Here is a 24,476-nt window from a genome sequence, read left to right as displayed (position 1 = left end):
TCCACCTCATCGCTTTTATTTATTTAGTACTTGTGAGACTATGAAAATATTATCAAATTTAGTCCAGCTAGTATGATAATGATATATACTAGCTTTTGTATCACATGAATTGGCATCCTTTCAAACCACTTAAGTCCTAATTTAGCACCAATCCATACAATAATGGAACCAACTATTACATATATAAAATACGTTTTTGTTAAATCGCCTTGGAAACCATGGAGTAAGATTGTAAACACATTGACAAAGATAAATGTCGTTTGTAAATTAGCATGATAATGGCGTTTATCCTCGTAACGCATTAACAAATACAGTACATAAAATGGACCACCGACCGCAAAGGCTCCACCAATAAAACCGCCTACTAATCCGAGTAAAAGTGGAGCTATAGGATGATTTGCATTATTTATTACTTTTTCAGAATGACGCTTAACCATTAAAAATATGACCATTCCAATTAAGACGATACCGAGCATTTTCTTCATTTCCGTTGTATCACCAAAATACAATAAAAAAACAAAAGAAAGTACTCTACCTACTAAGGAGCCAATTAGTAATGGAACAATATCTTTCCAAATAATATAGTTGCGTAATTTTAATAAAACATGACTAGAAAGGATAACAGTTAATGTTAACAGTATAAGCGTGCTATCCTTAACCGATAAAAAAATCGATAGTAATCCCATGGAAACTAGTCCAAGACCAAAACCACTTATACCTTGTACAAAACTACCAATAAATAAAACAAATAATATCAATACAATATCAAACAAATGATGAACCTACTTCCTCGAAACATGAATGATGACCTTAGGAAAAACATATAGGAAGTACTTTTAATACTTATTGAAGTGAATACATCACCATGGCGCAATTTTAGGTGGAAGCGGGTCTGTCATATCAATTAATCTTCTCGTTAACCGCTCCATCATTTCATACTTCATATGCAAGTGTTCTTTACTATTCCATAGATTAATTGTTTCGGTTGGATCTGATTCTAAATCATATAGTTCTCCTTCATTCTTACCTTGATGAACAACTAATTTATGTGATTTCGTGCGAATCATCGACCCGTTGCCAAGTGTATTCCCAACAACCCTTGCCTCATTCACTTCACAATATACATCTTCTCGATGATTGTGTTCTTCACCTTGAATTAATGGCCACAGCGACTTCCCTTGCATACCAGGATACTTATCTATCCCTGCTGCTTCTAATAAAGTAGGTGCAAGATCAATTAATTCTACTAATGCTGATTCCCGTTTATTTTCTTTTATTTTTTCAGGATAGGAAATAATCAAAGGCACATGAACAGATTCTTCATAAAAGTGTGGTCCCTTTAAGTAAATTCCATGGTCACCGAGCAATTCTCCATGGTCTGACATAAATATAACAATTGTATTTTCCAATTGACCTGTTTTTTCAAGTGTCTCCATCATTCTACCAACTTGGTCATCGATTAAATCACACATTGCCCAATATGCTGCACGTGTATACTTATGATCCAAATCACTCATATTACAATAAGGATAGAGATTAGGATTGGCATATGCGCCTCGATGATCCCGTTTTTGAACCTCAGGTTTATCATTTAGTTCACCTTCAACATAATTAGGTTCGGGTATATCATCTAATATGTCTAAATAACGTTTTAGATAACTCTTCGGTGGATCAAATGGATGATGTGGTGCAAAAATATTAACCGAAAACAACCAAGGTTGCTGCCTATGTTCATGTGCTTCTATAAATTCAATTGCTTTATTTGCACACCATGTTGCTTGATGGTCTTCAGCATCTGGTCCGTACACCACATGGTTACATTCTGCAATTTTCTCCTGTTTATATTCCTTTCCTTTTGACCTTAACCAATTAGAATACTCATTTACCGGCCAGTCTTCTCCAGGATGATGGGACCAATGGAAGAGATCATAACCATCATTTATTCGTCTTTCCATTCCTTTACTTACAGACGGATGACAAGCGGATAAATGGAACTTTCCTGATAACCCACATGTATAACCCGCTTCACTCAATAAACGAGAAATTAACACTTCATTTTCCGGGATGTTCTGCCCGTTTTGCATACACTTTGTAGTACGTGGGTACCTTCCTGTTAGAAAACTCGTTCTACTCGGAGAACAAATCGTGGATTGGCAGTATGCGTTTTCAAAAAGCGCGCCATTTTCCGCTAATCGATCAATATTAGGAGTCCGAACAAAAGAGTTTCCATAACAGCCAAGCGTATCGAAACGCTGTTGGTCTGTACAAATCCATAAAATATTTGGTTGCATCTTTACTTACACCCCATCTCTAATTAGTAAAACGCTTACCTTCTATTATTATACTAAACTCATATAGAATAGGTAGGGAAAATTCAAATTAATGAGAAAAGAAGAACCCATACTTGGATTCTTCTCTACTAATTAGTTATTCATTTTCGCTTTTAGTTCCTCTATTTCCGTACCTAGTTGTTTTAATGTATCTGATTCAATTTGGTTTAGTATTGTTTTTGAGTCGATATTGTTATTAATTGACTCATTCAGCCCATCAATATAAATTTGCCATGCTTGATTATCAAGTGGGGTAAATCTCCTAACTGGTATGTTATCGTCAATTGAGTCATACAATTTGAAATCTTGTTGACCACCAAGGAACTCATTTTCACGTTCTTGATACCAAGGCATTTCTGCAATATGCTTCCACGCAGATTGTACAGAGTTTACGGAGAACACTTTCCATGCTTCTTCCGCAGTCATCATCCATTCTACTAATGCCCATGCAGCATCTTTATTATTACTTTGGGAAGGAATAACAAAAGTTGAACCTCCTAGCCCAACATTTATACCGAGTGGCATCTTTGTTGCTCTCCACTTTCCTGCTTGATCTGGAAAAACATTCTTCAATTCACGAGCACCAAAACTACCAAGTGGGAAAGAAGCTACTTTTCCTTGATTCACTAATTGTTTTCCTTCATCTGTACCAAGCACATTCATTTGGGGTGCCCAACCTATTTGAATACCTTGTTTAACAAAGTCAAGAAGATCTGCCATTTTTTCATCATTTCGAAGATAATTAAACTCACTATCAAAATAGCCGAGCGTATCTCCATAGTGTACTGCAGGCGTATCTCGCCATTGCAACATATAAATATCATTTGCAGCAAATGTTTTAGCTGCTTCTAAATGATTATTCGGATCTTGCAAGTATTCCCCTAAATCTTCTGGATCGCTTGGAAGTCCCATTTCATCATATAAATCTTGGCGATAATAAAATACACCTGCCGTTACATCCCAAGGCATCCCTAACAGTTGTTCACCATCTATAGACTTCCAGCGTTCCCAACTATACTCAGAAACTAACTCCTTATATTTTCCAGCATTGTATGGAGGTTGTAATAAATCTACCAATAAGTCATCCATTATATATCTTGGGAAATTCCCTTGATTCACCTGGGCAACGTCTGGAGCTCCACTACCAGTTGCCAATGTAGTTTGCAGATTATTATGTAAATCTGCACCATTCAACGGCACTAACTTTACATTCACATCAGGATACACCTTGTTAAACTCTGTAATGATATCTCTATATACTTGTTCAGTACCAAAAATCCAAAATGTTACATCTCCTGAAATAGTAGAGTCAAAAGAATATTCAAATTGTGGTTTGTTGCCATCCTCTTCATTGCCTTTATTCGTATCCGAATCTCCTTCCGTTGTACTACTTCCCTTAGAACACCCAGCCAATACCAAAAACAATAGTAATAAGAACAGAAAGACTTTCGCATATTTCTTCATCTTTTTCATCCCCTTTTACTTTTTCACAGCAGACTGTTAGCGCATACAAATTAGATAATTCAGAAATTTAAAATGGCACATATGAACTCCCCCCTATTCCTCCCTATTAAAATTGCCATTTAAACTTACTACTAACTTTATTGGATATCATGTATTTAAAGAATGTTAATTTGTTAGGGATATCCTTGTTAATTTGTTAGAATTACCATATTCAGTAAGTAATAAATCGCTCTATGTAGGGACAGTTTGTAAGATTAACTTGATTACGTTATTCTTTATAATAGTTAATACTGTCTTGACAAGGAGGATATCTTTTATAAATGAGTAATAAAAAAGTGTTATCACAAGATGAAAAAGAACAATTGCTGAAAGTATTGAAAGCTCGATTTGAGTTAAATATGAATCGCCATCAAGGAATTGAATGGGCAGATGTTCAAGAAAGATTAGAAGCTAACCCAGAAAAACTATGGTCGCTGCAGGAAATGGAAAGAACCGGCGGTGAACCAGATGTTGTTGCTCAAAAAGATGGTCAATTCATCTTTTACGATTGTGCAAAGGAGAGTCCAAAAGGCAGAAGAAGTGTTTGTTATGATCGTGCAGCATTAGAAGCTCGGAAGAAACACAAGCCAGAAACTAGTGCAATGGATATGGCTTCTGAAATGGGGATTGAAATATTAACTGAGGAACAATATCGTGAGTTGCAGGAGCTTGGGGAATTCGATCTGAAAACTTCCACTTGGGTGAAGACACCAGAAAACATTCGAAAATTAGGCGGAGCTATCTTTTGTGATCGTCGCTATGACACAGTATTTGTGTACCATAATGGAGCGGATTCCTATTATGGTTCTAGAGGATTTAGGGGAGCATTAACGGTATAACTTTTAACAAAAACATGGGTGTTCAAAAAATATTAGTTCATAGACTTTTTGGCTAATTTTAGTTAATTCTTAGTATATTGACTGTTGATTTCCGCTACAGGCGTTCGCTTTCCGCGGGCAAAGAAAAGTGTGATGCGCCTGCCTATCGGCGACAAGCAAATGTTCTAATTCAAAGAAAGGTGTTCTTTACCTTTCATTGAATCAGGTTATTTGACCTCGAGCCGATGGCGCATTTAACTAGACAAGGTTCGGAAGCCTCCACGGTGCTAAACGCACCTGCGGGGTCTTCCGGCTACCGTTTATGAGGGCACTGAAAAAGTCACTAATTTTGCAGTAGAAAGTTCAAATAAATCGAACTTTCTACTGCTTTTTTACTTTATAATAAAGATACTAATTATATGTAGGTGACCTTCCAAATGCTATCAAACCAAGAGTCTCTAAATTTAAGCCCATTCATGGCAATATACGACATAGTTGTACCGAAAGATAATATGTTACGTAAAATCAATGAACTTGTTGATTTTACTTTTATATTCGAAGAATTGAAAACAAAATATTGCCTTGATAACGGAAGGAACGCAGTTCCTCCAATTCGTATGTTCAAATATCTACTGTTAAAATCATTTTTTGATTTATCTGATGTCGATGTAGTAGAACGATCAAAATATGATATGTCGTTTAAATATTTCCTCGATATGGCACCCGAGGATAAAGTCATCAATCCAAGCTCGCTGACTAAATTCCGAAAACTCCGTCTTACAGATGAGGGTTTATTAGATATGCTTATAGGGAAATCGGTTGAAATTGCATTGGAACACGGAATTATTAATAGTAAAACAATAATTGTGGACTCTACACATACAAAATCTCGTTATAATCAGAAATCACCAAAAGAGTTTTTACAAGAGAAATCAAAAAATGTTAGAAAAGCAGTATATCAAATTGATGCCTCTGTAAAAGAAAAATTCCCCGCAAAACCAGCTTCTAATGAAATCGCAGATGAATTGGATTACTGTAATCAAATCATTTCAATTGTTGAAGGAGAACCACAAATTGCAGAGGTGCCTTCGGTTAAAGAGAAGTTAAATGTTTTAAGAGAAGTCACGGAGGATTTCAAAGAAAACCTTAGCTATTCCAATGATCCTGATGCCAAGACAGGACATAAATCTGCAGATTCTTCTTTTTTTGGTTTTAAAACGCACCTTGCGATGAGTGATGAAAGAATTATTACTTCAGCAGTTGTGACAACAGGTGAAAAAAGTGATGGAAAATTCCTGCAGGAATTAGTTCAGAAGAGTCAAGCAACAGGAATGGAAATTGAAACAGTTATTGGAGATACTGCGTATTCTGAGAAGGATAATATTAGCTATGCCAATGAAAAAGAACTAACTCTCGTTTCTAAATTGCATCCCATCATAACACATGGAACACGAACAAAAGAAAAAGAGTTTGAATTTAATAAAGATGCTGGATTGTACGTGTGTAAGGCAGGTCACTTAGCAACTGGTAAAAAATACAACAAAGGAGATGGAGAAAAGAAAAGTCCAAGAATCAGATACACATTTGATGTAGAAAAGTGTAAAGTCTGTCCACTTCGTGATGGATGTTATAAAGAGGGAGCGAAAACGAAGTCCTACTATGTAACTATTAAATCCAAAGAACATACTGAGCAGGAAGCTTTTCAAAACACAGAAGAGTTTAAGAACTTAGCGAAGTCTCGGTATAAAATTGAAGCCAAAAATAGTGAGTTAAAACACAGACACGGGTATGATATAGCATCATCTGCGGGTTTATTTGGTTTGCAAGTCCAAGGAGCAACGACAATATTCGCTGTCAATCTAAAGCGAATTATAAAATTGCTAAGTGAAAAAGACTAAAAAATAGCGGCATAGTAAGGCAATTTCCCTCTTAAAACAGTGGGAAATTGCCCTTTTTTTGCCATCAACTACTATAATAAACAAAAATATGAAAGATTTTCAGTGCCCTCCCGTTTATCCCGCAGGAGTCTCACACCTTTCGCTACAATCAACATTGTATAAATACTACTAAATAAATAATACATGAATATCCCACTTATTATAGTAGTAACTTATAATCACCCTAGATTTCAATCTTCCTTTTTCTTTTAACTATTAATTTTTTATAATGCAATAACGCTCCCATTAACATACAGAAGCGTTATTGCAGTTATGATTAATATTAACTTTCTATTTTTTCTCCACGTTGCCATTCACCGGTTTTTACTCGATCTGCTAATAGCTTTATAAATACGCCTCCAACTACTGATCTATTTCTAAATCCAGCGACACGACCATCTATCGTATAATACCAGTCTGTAAAAGGTACACGGGTAGCTGTTTCATGAAGGAAGTCCCATAAAGGAGTTATCATTTTTTCAAAATCCTCTTGGTTGTCTGCTAGTATTGCTGCCCATACTAACCAGTCCGCCTTTGTGTATGTTTTTCTATTATCAAGTGGAGTACCGTATTGGTTTCTTTTCTTTAAATAGTAAGCAACCTCTTTTTTCCTAATCTGTGGATCAAATATATTTAAATCAAATAATGTATCCCAAACTAAATTATATTTTAAACTCCATGAGTCCGATTCATTGAATGCTAGTTTATAATGGTCGTCCTCTTGTGCCATCCGCTCCCATTGAATCGCCATCGCTTTTGCTTCTGTAAGATATATTCTACTATCTTCTTTCTTTCCAAGCATGTCAGCGAGGATACTATAACTAGCAATACCGATGATTGCTTTAATTGATAGATTCGTATTATGTGCTAAATGACCACCGAAATCATCTGTGCATAATTGATTCCCTGGATCCATTCCATTTTGTCTTAAATAATCAGCCCACTGTGTTAGTAATTGCCAATGTTCTTCAGCAAAGTCAGCCTTCCCTTCAGCGAGACAAACTGCAGCCATCATAATTAGCATATTTCCACATTCTTCAATAGGCATTTGACGTTCCATCGCTAGACCGTATACTTGCCCGTTTGCAACAGGGTAGCGTCCGACATCATGAGGAGCAAATTCATGTGGCCAAGCTTCTGATGCTGCATAGCGGAATACTGGTCGGAGCATCCCTTTCACAAGCTCTGGATTCTCTAGCAAAAATAATGGAATAGATGGGTAACTCACATCTACAGTTGCCATACAACCATTACTGAAATTTTCCTTTGAGAAGAATAAGAGATCGTCATTTTCATCTACTACAAGTTTGTGAGCGGCAATTGCTTGACGATAGGCCAAGGCTACTATATCCGCGTATTTTTCACCACCTGAAGTAATAGCATCTTCTCTTAACTGTTCATTATATCGCTTTACTCTTCCCATAATTTCGTCATATTCATTAATAGAAGCTTGAAGTAATTCATCAAAACTTTGACCATTTCTAGCCCAATACCCAGGTAGTTTCTGATGAAAATATTCAACTGACAAAATATCATCATAAGCTAACACTAAGAACTTAGATACTTCCTCTTCGGCAACAAATCCATAATCAATAACCGTAGCAACAATCGGTAAATTGTCTTCTGCTGCACGCGGGAAGTTGTTATCATCGATTTTAGGTAATCGCTTCGTTTCAATAAATTGATCCCTCATATGGACGGAGCCAATTGCAGTAAGAGCTTTATTCGCAACTGGCACAACTAAACTTGCATATCCCCAATCTATTCGAATATTATCTCCTGTCCGTTTCAGGATTTCTTGTTTTTCTGTACCCATCTGTAATACTTGAGTTCCATCACTAAGGCGATGACGTGCAGCAATTACCTCTTGCAAAGGTACATCTACACATAATTCAGCGGAGAAATCATAATAAACTTGCACATTATGAGCTCTCCCATCATTTGCTACAGCACTAATGGTCACATATGATGCAGGTCTTGCTAAAATATCCAAATCATCTAAGAAAAGAGGAGTTGTAAAGTTAACGGTTAGTGTAATTCCGCCTCCTTCAAATGTATAGATACTTGATAATGGCTCAACCCGTACATCTACTTGCGGTAAAGCGGGTGCATCTAATGATTTAAAATCACTACGTCGATCATACCCACCCATAAACCGCCAAACTTTTCCATCTATTACAACAAGGCCGATCATACTGTTTGTCGCACCTGTCCAATGTATCGTTTCTGCTCCATGTAAATTGTTCACATTGGACCAAATGTTAAAATACGGATCTACTGTTACAAGCGGAACTGCAGGAGGTCTAAAATCTTTTATCATGTCAAAATTTCTCTCCTTTTAGAAAAAATATAAAACAATTAATCTTGAAGTTAAGCTCGCACTTTCGTACGCGGGACAACATGTGTCCGCTCTGCCCATTGTTCCCATGTCTTTTTCAACTCTTGCACCTTATCAGGATATTGATTAGCAAGGTTATTCATCTCCGTACGATCAACCTCGATATTATATAACTCCCAGTCACGTTCCTTTATTTTTACTAATTTCCATTCATCTTGACGAATTGCACAGTGTTGTTCATGTTCGAAGCACAATGTGCGTGATAAAGGCTTTTCTCCATGAAATGCCGGAAGTAAACTTTCACCCTCCATCGATAAAATATCATTTCCATTAAATTTGGTAGGATAAGGAATCCCTGTAATATCTACAAATGTCGCCATAAAGTCGATAAAATGTCCGGGGCGATGATCTATGTCCCCTTTTCGCTTAATCACTTCTGGCCAATGGGCAATCATTGGAGTACTGATTCCGCCTTCATGACCATAATGTTTATACATTCTTAGTGGTGTACTACTAGCATTTGCCCAAGCAGAACCATAACTGTGATACGTATCCGGCCCACCCATGCGCTCTAAATCAGCTTTTCGATGCAAGAAGTTGGAGGTAGTTATCCAGTTATCAAATCCCCACGGATCCCACTCTGCACATGCACCATTATCAGAACAGAAAATAATAAGCGTGTTATCCAGTTCCCCATGCTCTCGAATATTTTCCAACACACGTCCAACATTCTGATCCATACGATCGACCATCGCTGCATAGATCGCCATTCTTTTCACAAGATCTTTCTTTCGATCAGGATCTATCGAATCCCATGCTGGATTTGTCCCTTGAATTTCACGGTCACGATCCCAATACTCTGATCTTGGTGTAAGCTCCAGTTCATCTTCGATAATTTGCAATTGCTTCATACGAGCTAATCGTTCTTCCCTAATTGCATCCCAGCCTTTTTCATAGACCTGTTCATATTTTGCAATCTCATCTTTCGGTGCTTGCAATGGAAAATGTGGTGCATTATAGGAAAGGTAGAGAAAATAAGGCCGATCATCTTTCCGCGCATCTTCTAGAAAATCTATCGCATAATCGGTAATCGCATCTGTTGCGTAAAATTCTCCTTCCGCATAGTGACGTTTAGGTCGATCGTTTGGTAATCGAGAATAATCTTTTTCATCCCAAAAACTTGTAAATCCACCTAACAAACCATAAAACTCATCGAAGCCTCTTTTAATTGGTCCTTGCTTCCCTACATGCCACTTTCCAGACATGTATGTTTTATATCCGCCTGTTTTTAACACTTCAGCTAAAGTCACAGACTCATCTTTTAAAAAACCTCTATATCCTGGTGTTTCTCTATCTTCTGTCATTAATCCAACCCCTGCTTGATGAGGATAAAGACCAGTTAATAACGAGGCTCGACTGGGACAACAACGCGCGGAGTTATACATCTGCGTGAAACGTACACCATTCATTGCTAATTGATCTAAATTAGGAGTTTTAATTTCGCTTCCAAAACAACCTAAGTCGGAATAACCTAAATCATCCGTTAAAATGAATAATATATTTGGTTTGTTTTTCAATGAATCCATCTCCTTTTCAGATTTCATTTTATTAGCTTTATATCCTTGTCATCCAAAGCAATATTAAAAATCTTTACACCTTGGATTACGCCATCAAATAAGGCCTCACCGTCAGAATCACCAAAGCCATCTTTTTCAAATCTCCCTCCAAAACCTGCAGGTGAACAATGCCTTTCAACATATCTAAAATCGGCATGAACCTCAGCTACTCGTTCACTATCTAAAAATAGATAGAAGGTTCCTTTCTGAAAGACAACGGATACATGGTATCTTTGCTGTGCTTCAATAACGGGACTAGAAATATGTGCTTTTTTCCCACCTGAACAAACAACTGCTTGTATATGTTTGTCTTGTAAACGTAACGTTAAGCCGTTCTCATCGTTTCCTTCTTGAAATAATACTTGTGTACCATGAATAGAGTTTGCGCGAATCCACATAGAGATTGTTTTTGAATAAAAAGGATCATGTAAAAACCCTTGATAGTCTTCTTCTGCTAAACGGACTTTACTAAATGTAGGAGTTGGATAACGGGCTTCGAGTCCATATCGATGAAGAATTGGTGAAAATTCCTCTTCGGTAATTTCAAAAAAAGTGCAATGACGGGCTTGAAATGGGAATTCGAACTCATCTGGTCGTAACTCTCGCCAATTCTCCATATCATCCGTTTCCATCACCCCAAACTTACCATATGCCCAATAATCATAAATAAGTAGGATTTTCCCATCCTTAAGCTGCAAGAATTCCGGTCCTTCGGTGTAATCCGGGGTACTGATGCCTTCGATTATTTCATATGGACCATCTAGTTGATCCGCAACTGCTAGGATATTATGGGATGGCCTTTTTCTTGAAGCATCATACACTTGACTTTCATCTTTTACAGCCATATAACTTTTCCCATTCCATTCTATTAAACTAGCATCAATGGTTTGAAAACCTGGATTAAAAAATTCCTGAGCTGGAGTAAAGCTTTTCCAATCACGTGTGCGAACAGAAAAATGTTTACTATTACTTAAATCATCACCGATACTAGATGCCCAATAAATAAGATAAGACTCATCCTTAGCATCATAAGTAAATTCGGGTGCCCAGCAATTTTGAACATTCTCTACTCCATTCATTACTTCCAACATTCGTTCATCTTCCCAGTGAATTAAATCACGTGAGCGAGCATATCCTATCGATTTCCCCTTAGGTCTAATCGTAAACACCATGTGAAAATAACCATCTGGACCTTTGGCAATAAAAGGATCACGGAGAATGCCTTCTCCTAAATTGCTTATAAACACCGGTTGATTATTATTTAAAGCTGTCCAATGCAACCCATCCCGGCTATATGCAAAATGTAGATTTTCACTTTTATGAGTCTGTGCTGGTCCTGAACGAAAATAACCCATTACATAAACTGGAGCTTTATCGTTAATAGTCAATTGTTTTTCCTCCATTTTTTCTAATAAACTTCTATACTTTAAAAGGCTGCATCCAGGATATTCCTTACGAAGCAGCCTATTTTCCATTCATACATTCATAAAGTTCTGTTATTCGACCTTTGCCATTTCCGCTTTCAATTCTTCAATTTCGGTTGCAAACTCCCTCATGGCTGCATCTTCAATTTGTTGTAAAATTGCTTTTGAATCAACATTATTGTTAATCGATTCATTTAAGCCTTCAATGTAGTGAGTCCATGCGCGTCCATCCAATGGTGTAAGACGACGAACAGGAATTTGACGTTCAATCTCGGTATATAATTTAAAATCTTGCTGATCCCCTAAAAATTCATTTGTATGTTCTTGGTACCATGGAAGTGATGTTATATGCTTATAGGAAGGTTGTACGGAGTGTTCTGCGAATATTTCCCAGGCAGTTTCCGAAAGTACCATCCATTGTACAAATGCCCATGCTGCCTCTTTGTTTTCCCCTTGTGATGGAATAACAAATGATGAACCACCAAGTCCAACACTCAATCCAAGTGGCATCGTAGTCGCTCTCCACTTTCCAGCTTGTTCCGGGAAATTAATTGCTAAATCACGTGCTGCAAAACTCCCCTTCGTTACAGAGGCTAATTTACCTTGATTGACTAATTGTTTTCCTTCATCGGACATATATCCAAGTTGTGGTGCCCAACCTATTTGAATACCTTGCTTTGTAAAATCAATCATATCTGCCATTTCGTCCGTATTTCTCAACCAGTTATACTCCGTATCAAAGTAACCAATTGAATCTCCGTATTGCACAGCTGGTAGGTCACGCCAGTCAAACATATAAATATCATTCGCCTTTAGCGTTTGAGCAGCATCCAAAACATTTTCCTTTGTGCTTAAGAACTCCCCTAATTCTTTTGGATCACTCGGTAATCCTACTTGCTCATATAAATCTGCACGATAATAGAAAACACCAGGTGTTACATCCCAAGGCATACCAACAAGTCTTTTTCCGTCTACAGATTTCCAACGTTCCCAATTGTATTCAGAGACTAAATCCTTATACTTACCTGCGTTATATGGTGGTTGTAATAAATCGTCTAATAAATCACTAGTTGAATATCTAGCAAATTGTCCTTGAACAACTTGGGATACATCCGGGGCACCCGTTCCAGCTGCAAGTGTATTTTGCAAGTTATTGTGCATATCATCTAGATTGACACCAACAACTTTCACATTGATGTTTGGATACTCCTTATTAAAAGCAGGAACAATGTCTTCATAAACTGCCGGTGTCCAAGTCCAAAAAGTGATATCTCCTTCAATGCTAGCGTCCACCTCAAATAATGCTTCCTCTTGTTCATTTCCATCTTTATTAGTATCAGTGTTTTTATCTGTATTTTTATTAGTATCTTTACTAGAACATGCAGCAAAAATTAACGTAGAAATAATAAGCAACAATAGTAGTGGTTTAATCTTGTTCACTGTCATTCTCCTTTTATATTAATGAATACATTTTCCGCTTTGTAAGCGAATACACATCGATGTGTAAGTAAACCTTCAAGAGAGATTTACTTTGGCCTTATTCATTAATATAAAGAACCCTCTCCAATTAAAGAATGTTAATTTGTTAGGTAAGGACTTGTTTATTTGTTAGAATGACGGTTATATAGATTTATTAAGTATGAATCTATATGACCTTTAATTTAAAAGTGTAGGTGAACAAAATATGAGACTTTCTTATGGAGTAACGGGTTTTTACAACGATAAAGAACCCCCACAAATGGATCAAAAGAACTTTAAACAATTATGCTATCGTTTCGCTGCACAAAATCATGGAAAATTAGTAGACATACATACTCATTACCCAGCAAATTTTTATGATGCGCAATTAGAAATGACAGATACTCTAATTTATATACTGTTAAATAAGCATTATCCTTATCTTGCATCCGCATCAACAGTTGAATTTGGCAACATTCACTTCATTGACAATTCGATACTAGCGGAATACTTTTCACCCTTTTACCAAGTACTAAATACAAATGAATTAAACACCACGGTTGATTCGACTATTTTAAAGAAAACTGAATTAAATGACGCTGAACTAAAGCAAATAGTATATTGGAAACCAGAAACAGTAGGACAAATAATATTCAATCATTGGGATTGAAATAAAGAGAAATGGACAAAGGATGATGATGAGATTAAGAGGAACTTTTTCATTAATAATGTACAAAAATAATTGTTGCAAAGTAGAATTCTGTAATAGCTATTTTCCAGAAAGTTACTGACTACAATACAAATTTAAAGTTACCAGCAGCGGAGGAAATACACGAAGACTCCTACCATGGAAATAAAGCTTTAAAAAGTTAAATCTAACTTATACATGCATCGTATAGACAACTACCACTAGCATTATATCCATTCTCTGTGGTGTATTTTTTAGGTACATGGATGACTGCGGGATGTACGGGAGGGCACTGAAAAATCCTGATATTAAAAGAAAGCATTCTAAAGCGGGATTAAAAAGGACGACTTAAACATAGTCCCCCCAAATAAAATGGATACAGTGAGATGGTATAAATCCTACTAATATGAAGTTGCAACTATCTATATACACCCTTCATTAAGAATTCTGTTGATTGAAGTGGAAGGCGGCGATGACTCCTGCGGGATTAGCGGGACAGGTGAGACCCCGCAGGAGCATTTGCGACGAGGAGGCTCACCACACGCCCCGCGGAAAGCAAAGCCGCCTGAAACGGAAATCAACAGCTACGTTTTACCATTTCTCTAAATTCAAGGAACTTTTTCAGTGGCCTTATATACGGCAGCCGGGAGAGCCCACAGGCGTGTTCAGCGCCGAGAAGGCTCCCGTTCGTACGCCACTGATCAGTCGCCTTTCACCTTTCAAAGCCCGCAGAATACTTAGTGTATTTCCGTAGCGGTAAGTTATACTACAAATTGTTCAGATGAGGACTTAGTTAATTTAATATAGTTGTGTCCTTACTTCTCAATAATTAAGCAAAGCTTTGTCTAGGAGCAATTGGTTTCTCGAGATCACCATATATATCTACTAATTTCATAAACATTTTCATCTTCAATTCTGCATAATCTGGGTCGCTATAAAGATTCACAAACTCATATGGGTCCTTTTCTAGATCATAAAGTTCTCCCTCATTACGATTAAGGTAATAATTCAACTTGTAACGGTCCATGACAAGTGTTTTAACATAGAAATTAGGTTCTGCTCGATTCTCTACTAAACACCAATCACGAATTGCTTGATTTGGATTTTTCATCGTCTCCAATTGACTCACTCCCTGCATGGAAGGAGAACCTTTGATTCCCGCAACTTCTAGAAATGTAGGAGCTAAATCTACCAAACTGATTAACGACTGTGTTCTCTTCCCAGCTGGTATCGTTCCTTTCCAACGGGCAAGAAATGGCACACGTAAAATATCCTCATAATGAATTGGCCCCTTTAACCAAAAACCATGATTCCCTGCATAATCCCCGTGATCAGAAGTAAAAATAACTAATGTATCTTCAGCGAGTCCATTTTTTTCTAATCTATCTAGTATTCTTCCAACATGGTAATCAATCAAACTGATCATTCCATAGTAAGAAGCGAGCCATCTTTTCGCACGGTCATATCCTATTTTTTTATTCGTATGACCAAGGCATTGAACTCCACCAGTATCATGGCCAGGGTCAGCTGTAACGTCAATATCAAGTTCATGCATGCGATCCTCTATCAAACATTGATGAATAGAAGGTTTATCTGCCATCTCTCCTTCTTTCTCAATAAAATCAGGCATCTGTTCTGGATCGTACATACTATTCCATGGCTCTGGACATAAAAACGCATTATGAGGATCTTGGAAACTACACCAAGCTAAAAATGGTTTTTCTCCCTCTCTCTGCTCTATGAAATCCAAGGTTTGGTCAGCAGTCCATCGTGTATAATGATATTCTTCTGGTATATCCCATGAACCTTCTCGGTGACCACCACCAGGACCAAAATATTTTGCTGGATCAATCCCTTGCTTAACTAACCAAGCACCATAATGCATGCCATGTGACGAATCTTCATCCGAATGACCATGAACCATAGCTACCTTATCAAATCCATAATAAGGTCCATCCCATTTTTCCCAGAACTCCCGTTTATGTATATGTGGTGGGGCTTCAAAGCTTCCCTCCTTCAAAACTGGCTTGAAATGCGCCTTTCCAAATAATCCTGTCATGTAGCCATTTTCCTGCATTATCTCTCCAATTGTTGTTCTGTTCTCGTCTAATTCTACTCCTATGTTCCAACAACCATGTCGCGAAGGATATTCACCAGTGATAATCGTCGATCTACTTGGAGTACATACAGGACTTGCTACATAAGCACGCTCAAAAGCTGTTCCCTCTTCTACCAATCTATTTAAATTTGGAGTTTTAATGTGATTATTTCCTAATGCTTGAATCGTATTCCAATGTTGTTGATCTGTTGTTATTAGCAAAATATTAGGTTTTTTCTGTTTTTTCACTTGCTAACCTCCGTTTTTTCATACTATAATGCAATATAAACTCACACACCCTATTATTAACGTATATAATTTACTTGAAAACTAGAATGTTAATTTGTTGGATTTGTTCATAACAATTTGTTGGATATGGAACTTTTTAGCTGGAGGTGCTATATCGTGAAAGAATTTTCACATGAATATGCGGAACAATGGTTTCATAACCCAACTACACTAGAGAAACAGGGTGGTATATGGCCAATAAAAATCGGTCATAATCGAGCGAAGCCTAATTATAAAATGGGACCAAGAACGATTTCTTTTTTTAGCTTACATTTTGTACTTGATGGAGAAGGAACGTTTATCCAAAACGATTCTTCGATAAAACTGGAAAAAGGGGATATTTTCTGTCTTTTTCCTAATCTAACACATCAATATTTTACGAACCCCACTAATACATTAAAAATGTTTTGGTTGGCATTCGACGGAAAACAAGCTGTCACTTTATTAAATAGAATTGGTATCACCAACTATTCACCATATGTAAAGAAATGCGTAACCCTAGAATTGAAAGCGCTTTTAGATGAATTGATGATCCATTTTAAAGAGGATGCGGAAGATAATGAGATTTTTGGTATCATCACCTTGTACAAATTATTTGACTATCTCACTGCACAAGCGAAAAAAAATAATCTGGCTCCAACTCCTCCTATCAATTGGATTCAAAAAAGCAAGGAGTATATGGATATGCATTACGAAGATATAACAATACAGGATGTTGCTAAATACATTGGCATACACCGCTCTCACTTCACACCTTCTTTCACAAATGAAGTAGGAGTAACACCATATAAATATCTAGTATCATTAAAAATGAAAAGAGCTATGGAATTACTGGAATCCGAAGAAGACCACACGGTAACCGAAATCGCCTTATCCCTTGGCTACTCTGACCTTTTCTCCTTCTCACGAGCATTTAAAAATTATTACGGAGTATCACCAAAGCAATTACTTAGGGACACGGGGTCAGGTCCCGCGTCCCTAGATTAATAGGCTGGGACAAGGGGGCAGGTTCTGCTTCCCTGGTGGGACAACTTTCCTGACCCCTTGTCCCGTTTATTCCACCTTGTATAGGAGCCAAAATTGTGCAGGGCCATTAGGGATGTCTTTCCATGTGCCGATGTTTACTCCTGGGTCCATGCTGGCGGCAGTTACGTCTAGTGCTTCGCCGTTTGCTACATTGATGATTTTATAGTATCCATTCCCTCTATGATCAATTTTCCATTTCTGTTTATCAATGTCTAACCAATCCAAAACTACGACATTAGCTCCATCCTTGTTTTCATCACCTGATATAGTAAGTGCTAATCCGCTATCTGCATTCGTTATTTTATAACTACCATCTGCTAGCGGGGTGAATTCCCAATGTTGTGCTGTCTCGTCATTTTCCACATTATATGTCATCACATTATTCCCCACTCCAACATGCATGGCCATATTCCCATTAGGATTAACGAAATGATATGATGCACCATATTCAATTTGAAAAGGAACATTCCCTTCCAATTCAATGTAATCGATCTCGATCCCACTATTTTCGTAATCAAATGAAATAGAATTGTTATAACCTTTATTCAATTCAACATCTACAGTAACCGTAGTAAATTCTTCGGCACTGGAAAATGGGACATCGTAACTTTCTCCATTCACTGAGACTGCAGCAGCAGGGTTTTCTATCCCTTTATACATAATCGTCATTGTATAAACTCCTGCTTCTGGAACATTTATATCAGCAATTTCAAAACGATCGCCTGTTTTGGATAAAGTAACCGCCTCTTCATTTATCTCGCCTTGAATATTATTTGCATGTTCTGCTTCAAAGCGGTATTCCCCTGATGGAACTGAAAGTGGACCACTGGTCGGAATCCCGAAATCAGGCACTCCATTCGTATCCCAATTCACAACTTGTAATCTTGTAGGACGTGGTCCACAACCTTCCCCCATATTACTGTTTCCATGGTACACATTCCAAACTTCTTCTCCATCTTTTGATGTAACAAAATAATTGTGTCCAGGACCATACACCCCATTATCAATAGACATACTAAACAGAGGACCTTCTGCTTTTTCCCATGAATCTTTAGACAGTAAGTCACTATCGACTGTTGTTGTTAACATCCCAATCGCATATTGGTCTACCCAACATGCACTGCCTGAAAATACGAGGTGAAGCTTATCATCACGTTTCAAGATAACTGCACCTTCATTTACATGCATACCAAACTTTTCCCACTCATTTTCTGGATATGTTAACAGTTCTTGTTTTCCTTTAAGTGTCCATGGATTTTCCATTTTCGCGATAACAATTCCACTTCCATGAGCTCCGGACCAATTTCCATAAGCTGCATAAAGAAAATACAATTCGTCTTTATGGGTAAATACTGTCCCATCTAGACCGCTATATTCCATATTTATTTTCCCTTTATCAATCCACTCTCCTTCCATTGGATTGACAGAGTCGTTTTCTAACACATAAATGCCTCGACAATCATCACCACAACCTGTGTTTGCAGTGTAATAGATATACCATTTTCCATCGGTAAAATGTATCTCTGGTGCCCATATATCGTGTAAAGTTGTAGGCTTTGTCCAAACAGTTCTTCTTTCCCCAAGGTCAATCCCGGTTAATGTTCGAGATTTCCATAAATCAATACGATGCCCCAGTGTTCTTGTGAAATAATAGTAGCCATCCTTATACATTACATATGGATCTGCACCTGCAGTATTAATTGGATTTGAAAATTCTGATGTATTTACAGTTCTCAACGTAATAGGTTCATATGGTCCATCAACTTCCTCTGGATCATCATCATTTGTCTCTACATCATTTACAGTTTTATCTTCCTGATTCGGTACTGTTGTCGGTGTCGAATCCTTTGTACTATTAACCATAAAGAAAACGATTACAATTAGTAACAAGATCAAGACACATCCGCTTATCCACATATATTTTCTCTGTTTCATCACTTTTTTCACTCCTCCCCCTCTGCTTATCACTTCTACAACTAGTTACAAATTCCTTGTACTAAAAGGTATGTTTTTTATACTAAGGGAAGAAAGTTTGTCATCATTTATTAGGTGCAAAAATAGAATCTGTTAATATATACATAAAAGATAAAGCTTTCTCTTTAAAAATTAGGCTCTGTTAAAGTTCATTGTTGTTAACAACTTAGTTGATTGTAGCGGATGTACAGGAGACTCCTGCGGGAACAGCACGAGCCGAAGATCCACTTGGCAAAGTGGTTTTCTTTGCCAAGTTAGCTGAGGCCGTGCCCGCGGAAAGCGAGTGTACAGGAGCGAAAATCAACAACAGAGTTTAACAGAGATAAAAATCAACATATTAATAATGTTTTGGAGGGATTTTTTATGAGTATACGAAAAAGAATTGTCATTCCCTTATTGATAATATGTTTGCTCGTTGCTGTTATATTACTGTTCGTTAAGAGAGATGAAAATAATTCTTTACTAGAAAAAGCAAGCATTATTCATTTATATAAAGATGGGGAAACAGCGGTGATCTATAAAAATGTCGAGGGATATAGCGAAATGTATAACAGAATTACTGATTTAATTGTCGTAGATTTTCCGGATATATATGGAGCCCAACCTTATTTATCTGAAGATGAGTTTAAAGATATTAAGTCATTCTCAATTGAATATGTTTTGGATGAAGTTCAGACAATTCAATTACAAAATGAAAATAAAGTGAGCGATATTGATATCACCTCCGTCATCTTTCCGCTTGATGAGAAATGGGAACATCATATGTATTTTAAAACAGAAGATAATAAGTATTTTTTTGTAGACGTTAGAGAAGACCTCCCATTATTAGTAGACCAGTTAATTAGGGCCTACTAAAATCGCTCATTATCGGCATTTTAAAAAACAAAAATAGCCACTAGAACAGTGCTTGTTCTAATGACTATTACTCATTATGTTGAGAAGAATACTCGAACCTCCGGGTATAGTAACTACTTTCACATCTAAACCATAGGTAAATCGAAGTATCTCTTTTAAGGACTGGACTGGCGATTTACTAGCGGATAACATTCCAAAAAGAACGTCGTTTATTCAGCTCTTATATTTTTTCCTCTTCTACTAAATCTACTTTCATCCAAAAAACATTGTATGGATCCCATTGCGTCATATTGAAATATAATTGTTTTCCGTCATTAAATGATGGATGAATAAAACCTCCGTACACTCGCGGGTAATCATTTCTACTTACGAGTAGCTCTTCTTCACTCCAAGGTCCTGTTAGTGATTGTGAAGATCGAAGTACTAAGCCATCATGCTTAGGACTTAAATAAATCATTATCCACTTTTTATAATAAGAATTATATGCAACAGACAGCTCTCCAGCAGGACCGTTAGTAATTGGCATAGCAGCCCGTTCATCTTCGACCCAATTAGAACCATCCCAATAGCGATATTCATCCTTAAATTCTATCTTTTCTTCTATAACCCTTCCTAAATAAATATCACCATGACGACCATTTTCAGTGGTAAACATATACACATAGCCGTCCTCTTTTACAAAAGCTGCTTGTTGAAAGCGATGATCGTATTCTTTATTATTCTCCCACTTCAATTGCTCGGATTTCACCCATGTATGACCGTTATCTTCTGAAATCGCGACCCCCGAGTAATTTGTCTTCCAACGACCATTTCCATCTGTTCCCCAACGATGAATGGACATGAAATGCAAGTAGTGCTTGTTACCAACAGTCACACCTGCTGTTGGAATAATCGTCCATTCTCTTCCATAGACACGTTCTGCACAAATTAATTCTTTTGCACTCCCTAGTCCATCTGTTATCATTTTAGAGAAAATTAAACCCTCTTCTGGATTACGATTATTGGATACAGCGAGCACATTACTCCGCCATTCAGCAGTTTCAGGGCCTGCTCCAGAACCGCCCCAGCATTTCCCATAAGTGTCACCTAATGCAATAAAAATCTCCCCATCGCCTTTATCCCACATAATACCTAGATCCGTAGCATTCACATTATATTTTATATGTGTTTGATTTGGATTGGGAAGTGTTTCTCCTGGTAACGATTCCCCTGTAACTCGAGCTATTCTAGTTAAGTTGTATGGCTTTATTGGCTTAGAATTTCCCAATATATTTCATCCTTTAGTTTTTATAAATTAACTACTTATATGTATCCAGTATAGTAAACTATGAATCTTTACTAAATGTCATAATGTGAGATAAGTGCTTATCAATTTGTTAGATACAGTAGCATTATCAACACCATACAATCCCCTACTTTGAGGGTATGTTTTGATTCATACCATATGTTTACTGATATTTTTTAAAATAAGTGAATTTACAATTTATTTCGTAAAATAGATTGACGGAATTATATGTAAACGTTACCATATTGATAGAAATAGATTAAAATTTAGGAATTAGGAGGGGGAAGATTTGAAGCTAAGGTTCGGATTTTTAATTAGTTTAGTATTTTTATTATTATTTGTAACCGCTTGTAAAGGGAACGAGCAAGCAAATAACGACAAACAGGAAGATGAGAAAAAAGATGAAGATGTAGTCGTAGAAACTCCTGTTGACGAAGATGAAGATGAGGATGGGGAAACAGATACAGAAGATAAGGAGTTAATTTTCCCAGAGGAGAGTACTTTCTTTTCGACTGTATATATAGAAGAAAAGTCAACACTACGTACTGAAAGTGATGGCGATTTATGGCCTGCTGCTTGGTCAGATGATGATTATTTGTACACAGCAAATGGAGATGGAAAAGGGTTTAACTTATCATCTGGATGGGGCGATCTAGTAGTTAATAGAGTAAGTGGTCATCCGAATGATAATAATCTACAAGGAGAGAGATTAGCTTCTGGTGCTATCGTAGGTTTAGTTTGGAGTGACCCAAAAAAGTATAATAAGAAGCCAACTGGGATGGTATCTGTAAATGGAGATTTATATTTAGCAGTCCAAGATTTAAATAAAGAAGAAGGTGCCAAAACCTTTAATGATGTTCCGGCATCTACCATCTTAAAATCTACAGATAAAGGACAAACATGGGAATGGGATAGAGAGAAACCTATGTTTGACAATTATGTTTTTACGACCGTCATGTTCCTCGATTACGGAAAAGACGGTGAAAACAATACATTCGATGATTACGTATATGCATATGGTTTAGATAATAACTGGCGTGATTCGTTTTCAGATACAGTTGAGGATCCGACAAAGTTATACTTAGCTCGAATGCCAAAGGATGGAATCCAAGATGTAAGCAAATGGGAATTTTATACTGGAGATCTTGATGGAAATGCCCAATGGTCAGAACCAGGGAAAATAGAAGATAGAAAACCAGTTTTACAAGATGATCGTAGAGTTTATTCAAAAATAGAAAATCCAGGCTTACGTGATATGTCAGTAATTTCACAAGGTAGCATTGTCTATAATAAGCCACTCAACCGCTATATTTATTCTTCCTGGACAGAGTATACATTTGAATTTTATGAAGCACCTACTCCATGGGGTCCTTGGAAACGATTCCTATCGAAGGATTTCGGTCATTATCCTTGGTCTGAAGATAAGCATGGTGGTTATGCAACGGTTATTCCATCAAAATTCATTAGTGACGATGGGAAGGACATGTGGGTTAACTCGCAAACATTTATGGGAGGCATCCAAAACTATGCATTCTCATTACGTAAAATGAGAGTAACACCATATGAAGAAACAACTGCAGAAAATGCGAAAGGTGAGCAAAATCTAGCAGTAGATGGACAAGACGTAACTCCTATTTCTAGAACCATGCATTTTGGCGTTGAAGGACTCATCAATAATGGAAACAAGGAAGAAAACGAAGATAGCTGGAACAATGAGTTGAAAGAAGAAGATTACTGGGGTTATACATGGTCACGTGCATACAATTTGAACAATGTCGTCTATACAACAGGAAATGTATTCTTTAATGGTGGCTGGTTTACAGATTTAAGAGTGCAAGTAAGACAGAATTTCGAATGGATCGATGTAGAAAATGTATCGATTTCACCTGATTACCCGAATGATGAGACAGCTGGTGTTAACCAAACATATACGCTATCATTCGACGACACATGGGGAGACGGTGTACGAATCATTGGTACCCCAGGAGGAAGCACCAACTTCACATCCATTGCGGAGTTAGAGGTATATTATAAATAAAACTATCTGAGAACTGTAGAAGAAAATAATTAGAAGCCTGTAAAGTCAATGATAAGTTCTCACAATGTGGAACTGACTGCAGGATGATATAATTTTACTATTGAAAGATGAATAAAACCATACCAGCGAAGGAAATACACGAAGACTCCTACCATGGAAATAAAGCTTTAAAAAGTTGGCTCTGTTAAACTCTGTTGTTGATTTTTNCTCGCTTTCCGCGGGCACGGCCTCAGCTAACTTGGCAAAGAAAACCGCTTTGCCAAGTGGATCTTCGGCTCGTGCTGTTCCCGCAGGAGTCTCGTGTACATCCGCTTCAATCAACTAAGTTGTTAACAACAATGAACTTTAACAGAGCCAAAAAGTTAAATCTAACTTATACGTGCATCGTATATACAACTACTACTAGCATCATTTCCATGCTCTGAGGTGTATTTTTAGGTACATGGATGACTGCGGGAATAAAGGCCTCGATGAGACCCCGCAGACAGAAAAGCGAAGGCGACTGATCAGCGGCGTACGAACGGGAGCCAATCCTGTACTGAGATAAAGGAAACACGGCGAGGGCCCACAGGATGTGGGTCACGTCGACGTCGGCACAGGACGTGCCGCTTTTAGACGACGTTCCTCTTGCCGATGTTGACTTATCGTAGGGAAAGGATTGGATCGTTCGCTAGCCGCTAGGAGCCTAAGCTAGACAGGCGTTTAGCGCCGAGTTATCATGAACGAAACTAGCTCCTTACTCGTAAATTCGTAGGTTATTTTGGTAAGAATGTTTAGTGGTTAAATAAACAAAAACCAAA

The 24,476-nt window shown here is 37.4% G+C and carries 16 protein-coding genes; 6 read left to right on the top strand and 10 right to left on the bottom strand.

Annotated elements, in window-relative coordinates; genetic code table 11:
• Positions 1 to 38: 38 nt before the first annotated feature.
• The 3 genes from ACFPM4_RS07395 to ACFPM4_RS07385 all read right to left on the bottom strand — a co-directional run bounded on the left by ACFPM4_RS07395 (position 39) and on the right by ACFPM4_RS07385 (position 3,794).
• Positions 39 to 773 carry a sulfite exporter TauE/SafE family protein gene (locus ACFPM4_RS07395; protein ID WP_382349592.1) on the bottom strand — a complete coding sequence of 245 codons (735 nt, stop codon included), beginning with the start codon at positions 771 to 773 and terminating at the stop codon, positions 39 to 41.
• 87 nt (positions 774 to 860) lie between these two features.
• Positions 861 to 2,291 (bottom strand): sulfatase family protein, encoded by a 1,431-nt coding sequence (locus tag ACFPM4_RS07390; RefSeq protein WP_382349589.1) that lies wholly within the window; start codon positions 2,289 to 2,291, stop codon positions 861 to 863.
• A 132-nt stretch (positions 2,292 to 2,423) separates the two neighbouring features.
• A complete protein-coding gene (locus tag ACFPM4_RS07385; RefSeq protein WP_382349586.1) occupies positions 2,424 to 3,794 on the bottom strand; it encodes an ABC transporter substrate-binding protein in 1,371 nt (456 codons plus the stop codon).
• A 320-nt stretch (positions 3,795 to 4,114) separates the two neighbouring features.
• Between ACFPM4_RS07385 and ACFPM4_RS07380 the strand changes: the two genes are divergently transcribed.
• A complete protein-coding gene (locus ACFPM4_RS07380; RefSeq protein WP_144923464.1) occupies positions 4,115 to 4,672 on the top strand; it encodes a DUF4256 domain-containing protein in 558 nt (185 codons plus the stop codon).
• Between the two features lie 416 nt (positions 4,673 to 5,088).
• Entirely contained in the window at positions 5,089 to 6,549 is a 1,461-nt protein-coding gene (locus ACFPM4_RS07375; protein ID WP_382349582.1) for an IS1182 family transposase, read from the top strand.
• Positions 6,550 to 6,871: 322 nt separating this feature from the next.
• On the opposite strand, the gene ACFPM4_RS07370 is transcribed toward ACFPM4_RS07375, so the two are convergent.
• The 4 genes from ACFPM4_RS07370 to ACFPM4_RS07355 all read right to left on the bottom strand — a co-directional run bounded on the left by ACFPM4_RS07370 (position 6,872) and on the right by ACFPM4_RS07355 (position 13,406).
• Positions 6,872 to 8,908: a glutaminase family protein gene (locus ACFPM4_RS07370; RefSeq protein WP_144923461.1), complete on the bottom strand. Its 2,037-nt coding sequence runs from the start codon at positions 8,906 to 8,908 to the stop codon at positions 6,872 to 6,874.
• A 50-nt stretch (positions 8,909 to 8,958) separates the two neighbouring features.
• Complete coding sequence (locus ACFPM4_RS07365; protein WP_144923459.1) at positions 8,959 to 10,503, bottom strand: arylsulfatase; 1,545 nt, start codon at positions 10,501 to 10,503, stop codon at positions 8,959 to 8,961.
• A gap of 23 nt (positions 10,504 to 10,526) precedes the next feature.
• Positions 10,527 to 11,930, bottom strand: coding sequence for a LamG-like jellyroll fold domain-containing protein (locus ACFPM4_RS07360; RefSeq protein ID WP_186324729.1), 1,404 nt, complete (start codon positions 11,928 to 11,930; stop codon positions 10,527 to 10,529).
• Positions 11,931 to 12,038: 108 nt separating this feature from the next.
• Positions 12,039 to 13,406 carry an ABC transporter substrate-binding protein gene (locus ACFPM4_RS07355; protein ID WP_186324728.1) on the bottom strand — a complete coding sequence of 456 codons (1,368 nt, stop codon included), beginning with the start codon at positions 13,404 to 13,406 and terminating at the stop codon, positions 12,039 to 12,041.
• Positions 13,407 to 13,650: 244 nt separating this feature from the next.
• Here ACFPM4_RS07355 and ACFPM4_RS07350 point away from each other — a divergent pair, with 244 nt between their 5' ends.
• The gene (locus ACFPM4_RS07350; protein WP_382349576.1) at positions 13,651 to 14,094 is read left to right on the top strand and encodes a hypothetical protein; all 444 of its coding nucleotides are present in this window, start codon (positions 13,651 to 13,653) and stop codon (positions 14,092 to 14,094) included.
• Positions 14,095 to 14,941: 847 nt separating this feature from the next.
• On the opposite strand, the gene ACFPM4_RS07345 is transcribed toward ACFPM4_RS07350, so the two are convergent.
• On the bottom strand, positions 14,942 to 16,459 hold the full coding sequence (locus tag ACFPM4_RS07345) for a sulfatase family protein (protein ID WP_382349573.1): 1,518 nt from the start codon (positions 16,457 to 16,459) through the stop codon (positions 14,942 to 14,944).
• 156 nt (positions 16,460 to 16,615) lie between these two features.
• Between ACFPM4_RS07345 and ACFPM4_RS07340 the strand changes: the two genes are divergently transcribed.
• A complete protein-coding gene (locus tag ACFPM4_RS07340) occupies positions 16,616 to 17,485 on the top strand; it encodes an AraC family transcriptional regulator (protein ID WP_382349570.1) in 870 nt (289 codons plus the stop codon).
• Positions 17,486 to 17,551: 66 nt separating this feature from the next.
• Here the strand turns inward: ACFPM4_RS07340 and ACFPM4_RS07335 are convergent, their stop codons facing one another.
• Positions 17,552 to 19,459: a family 43 glycosylhydrolase gene (locus ACFPM4_RS07335; RefSeq protein WP_382349567.1), complete on the bottom strand. Its 1,908-nt coding sequence runs from the start codon at positions 19,457 to 19,459 to the stop codon at positions 17,552 to 17,554.
• A 402-nt stretch (positions 19,460 to 19,861) separates the two neighbouring features.
• On the opposite strand from ACFPM4_RS07335, the gene ACFPM4_RS07330 reads away from it, so the two are divergent.
• Positions 19,862 to 20,353: a hypothetical protein gene (locus ACFPM4_RS07330; RefSeq protein WP_144923441.1), complete on the top strand. Its 492-nt coding sequence runs from the start codon at positions 19,862 to 19,864 to the stop codon at positions 20,351 to 20,353.
• A 220-nt stretch (positions 20,354 to 20,573) separates the two neighbouring features.
• Here ACFPM4_RS07330 and ACFPM4_RS07325 read toward each other — a convergent pair whose 3' ends face one another.
• Complete coding sequence (locus ACFPM4_RS07325) at positions 20,574 to 21,620, bottom strand: DUF4185 domain-containing protein (RefSeq protein ID WP_382349563.1); 1,047 nt, start codon at positions 21,618 to 21,620, stop codon at positions 20,574 to 20,576.
• 307 nt (positions 21,621 to 21,927) lie between these two features.
• Here ACFPM4_RS07325 and ACFPM4_RS07320 point away from each other — a divergent pair, with 307 nt between their 5' ends.
• Positions 21,928 to 23,676 carry a DUF4185 domain-containing protein gene (locus ACFPM4_RS07320; RefSeq protein ID WP_382349560.1) on the top strand — a complete coding sequence of 583 codons (1,749 nt, stop codon included), beginning with the start codon at positions 21,928 to 21,930 and terminating at the stop codon, positions 23,674 to 23,676.
• Positions 23,677 to 24,476: the final 800 nt, after the last annotated feature.

The organism is Lederbergia graminis, from assembly GCF_042655485.1.
Taxonomy (GTDB): Bacteria; Bacillota; Bacilli; order Bacillales; family Bacillaceae_C; genus Lederbergia; species Lederbergia graminis.
The sequence above is the reverse complement of the archived record's forward strand: the minus strand, read 5'-3'. Positions and strand labels throughout refer to the sequence as shown.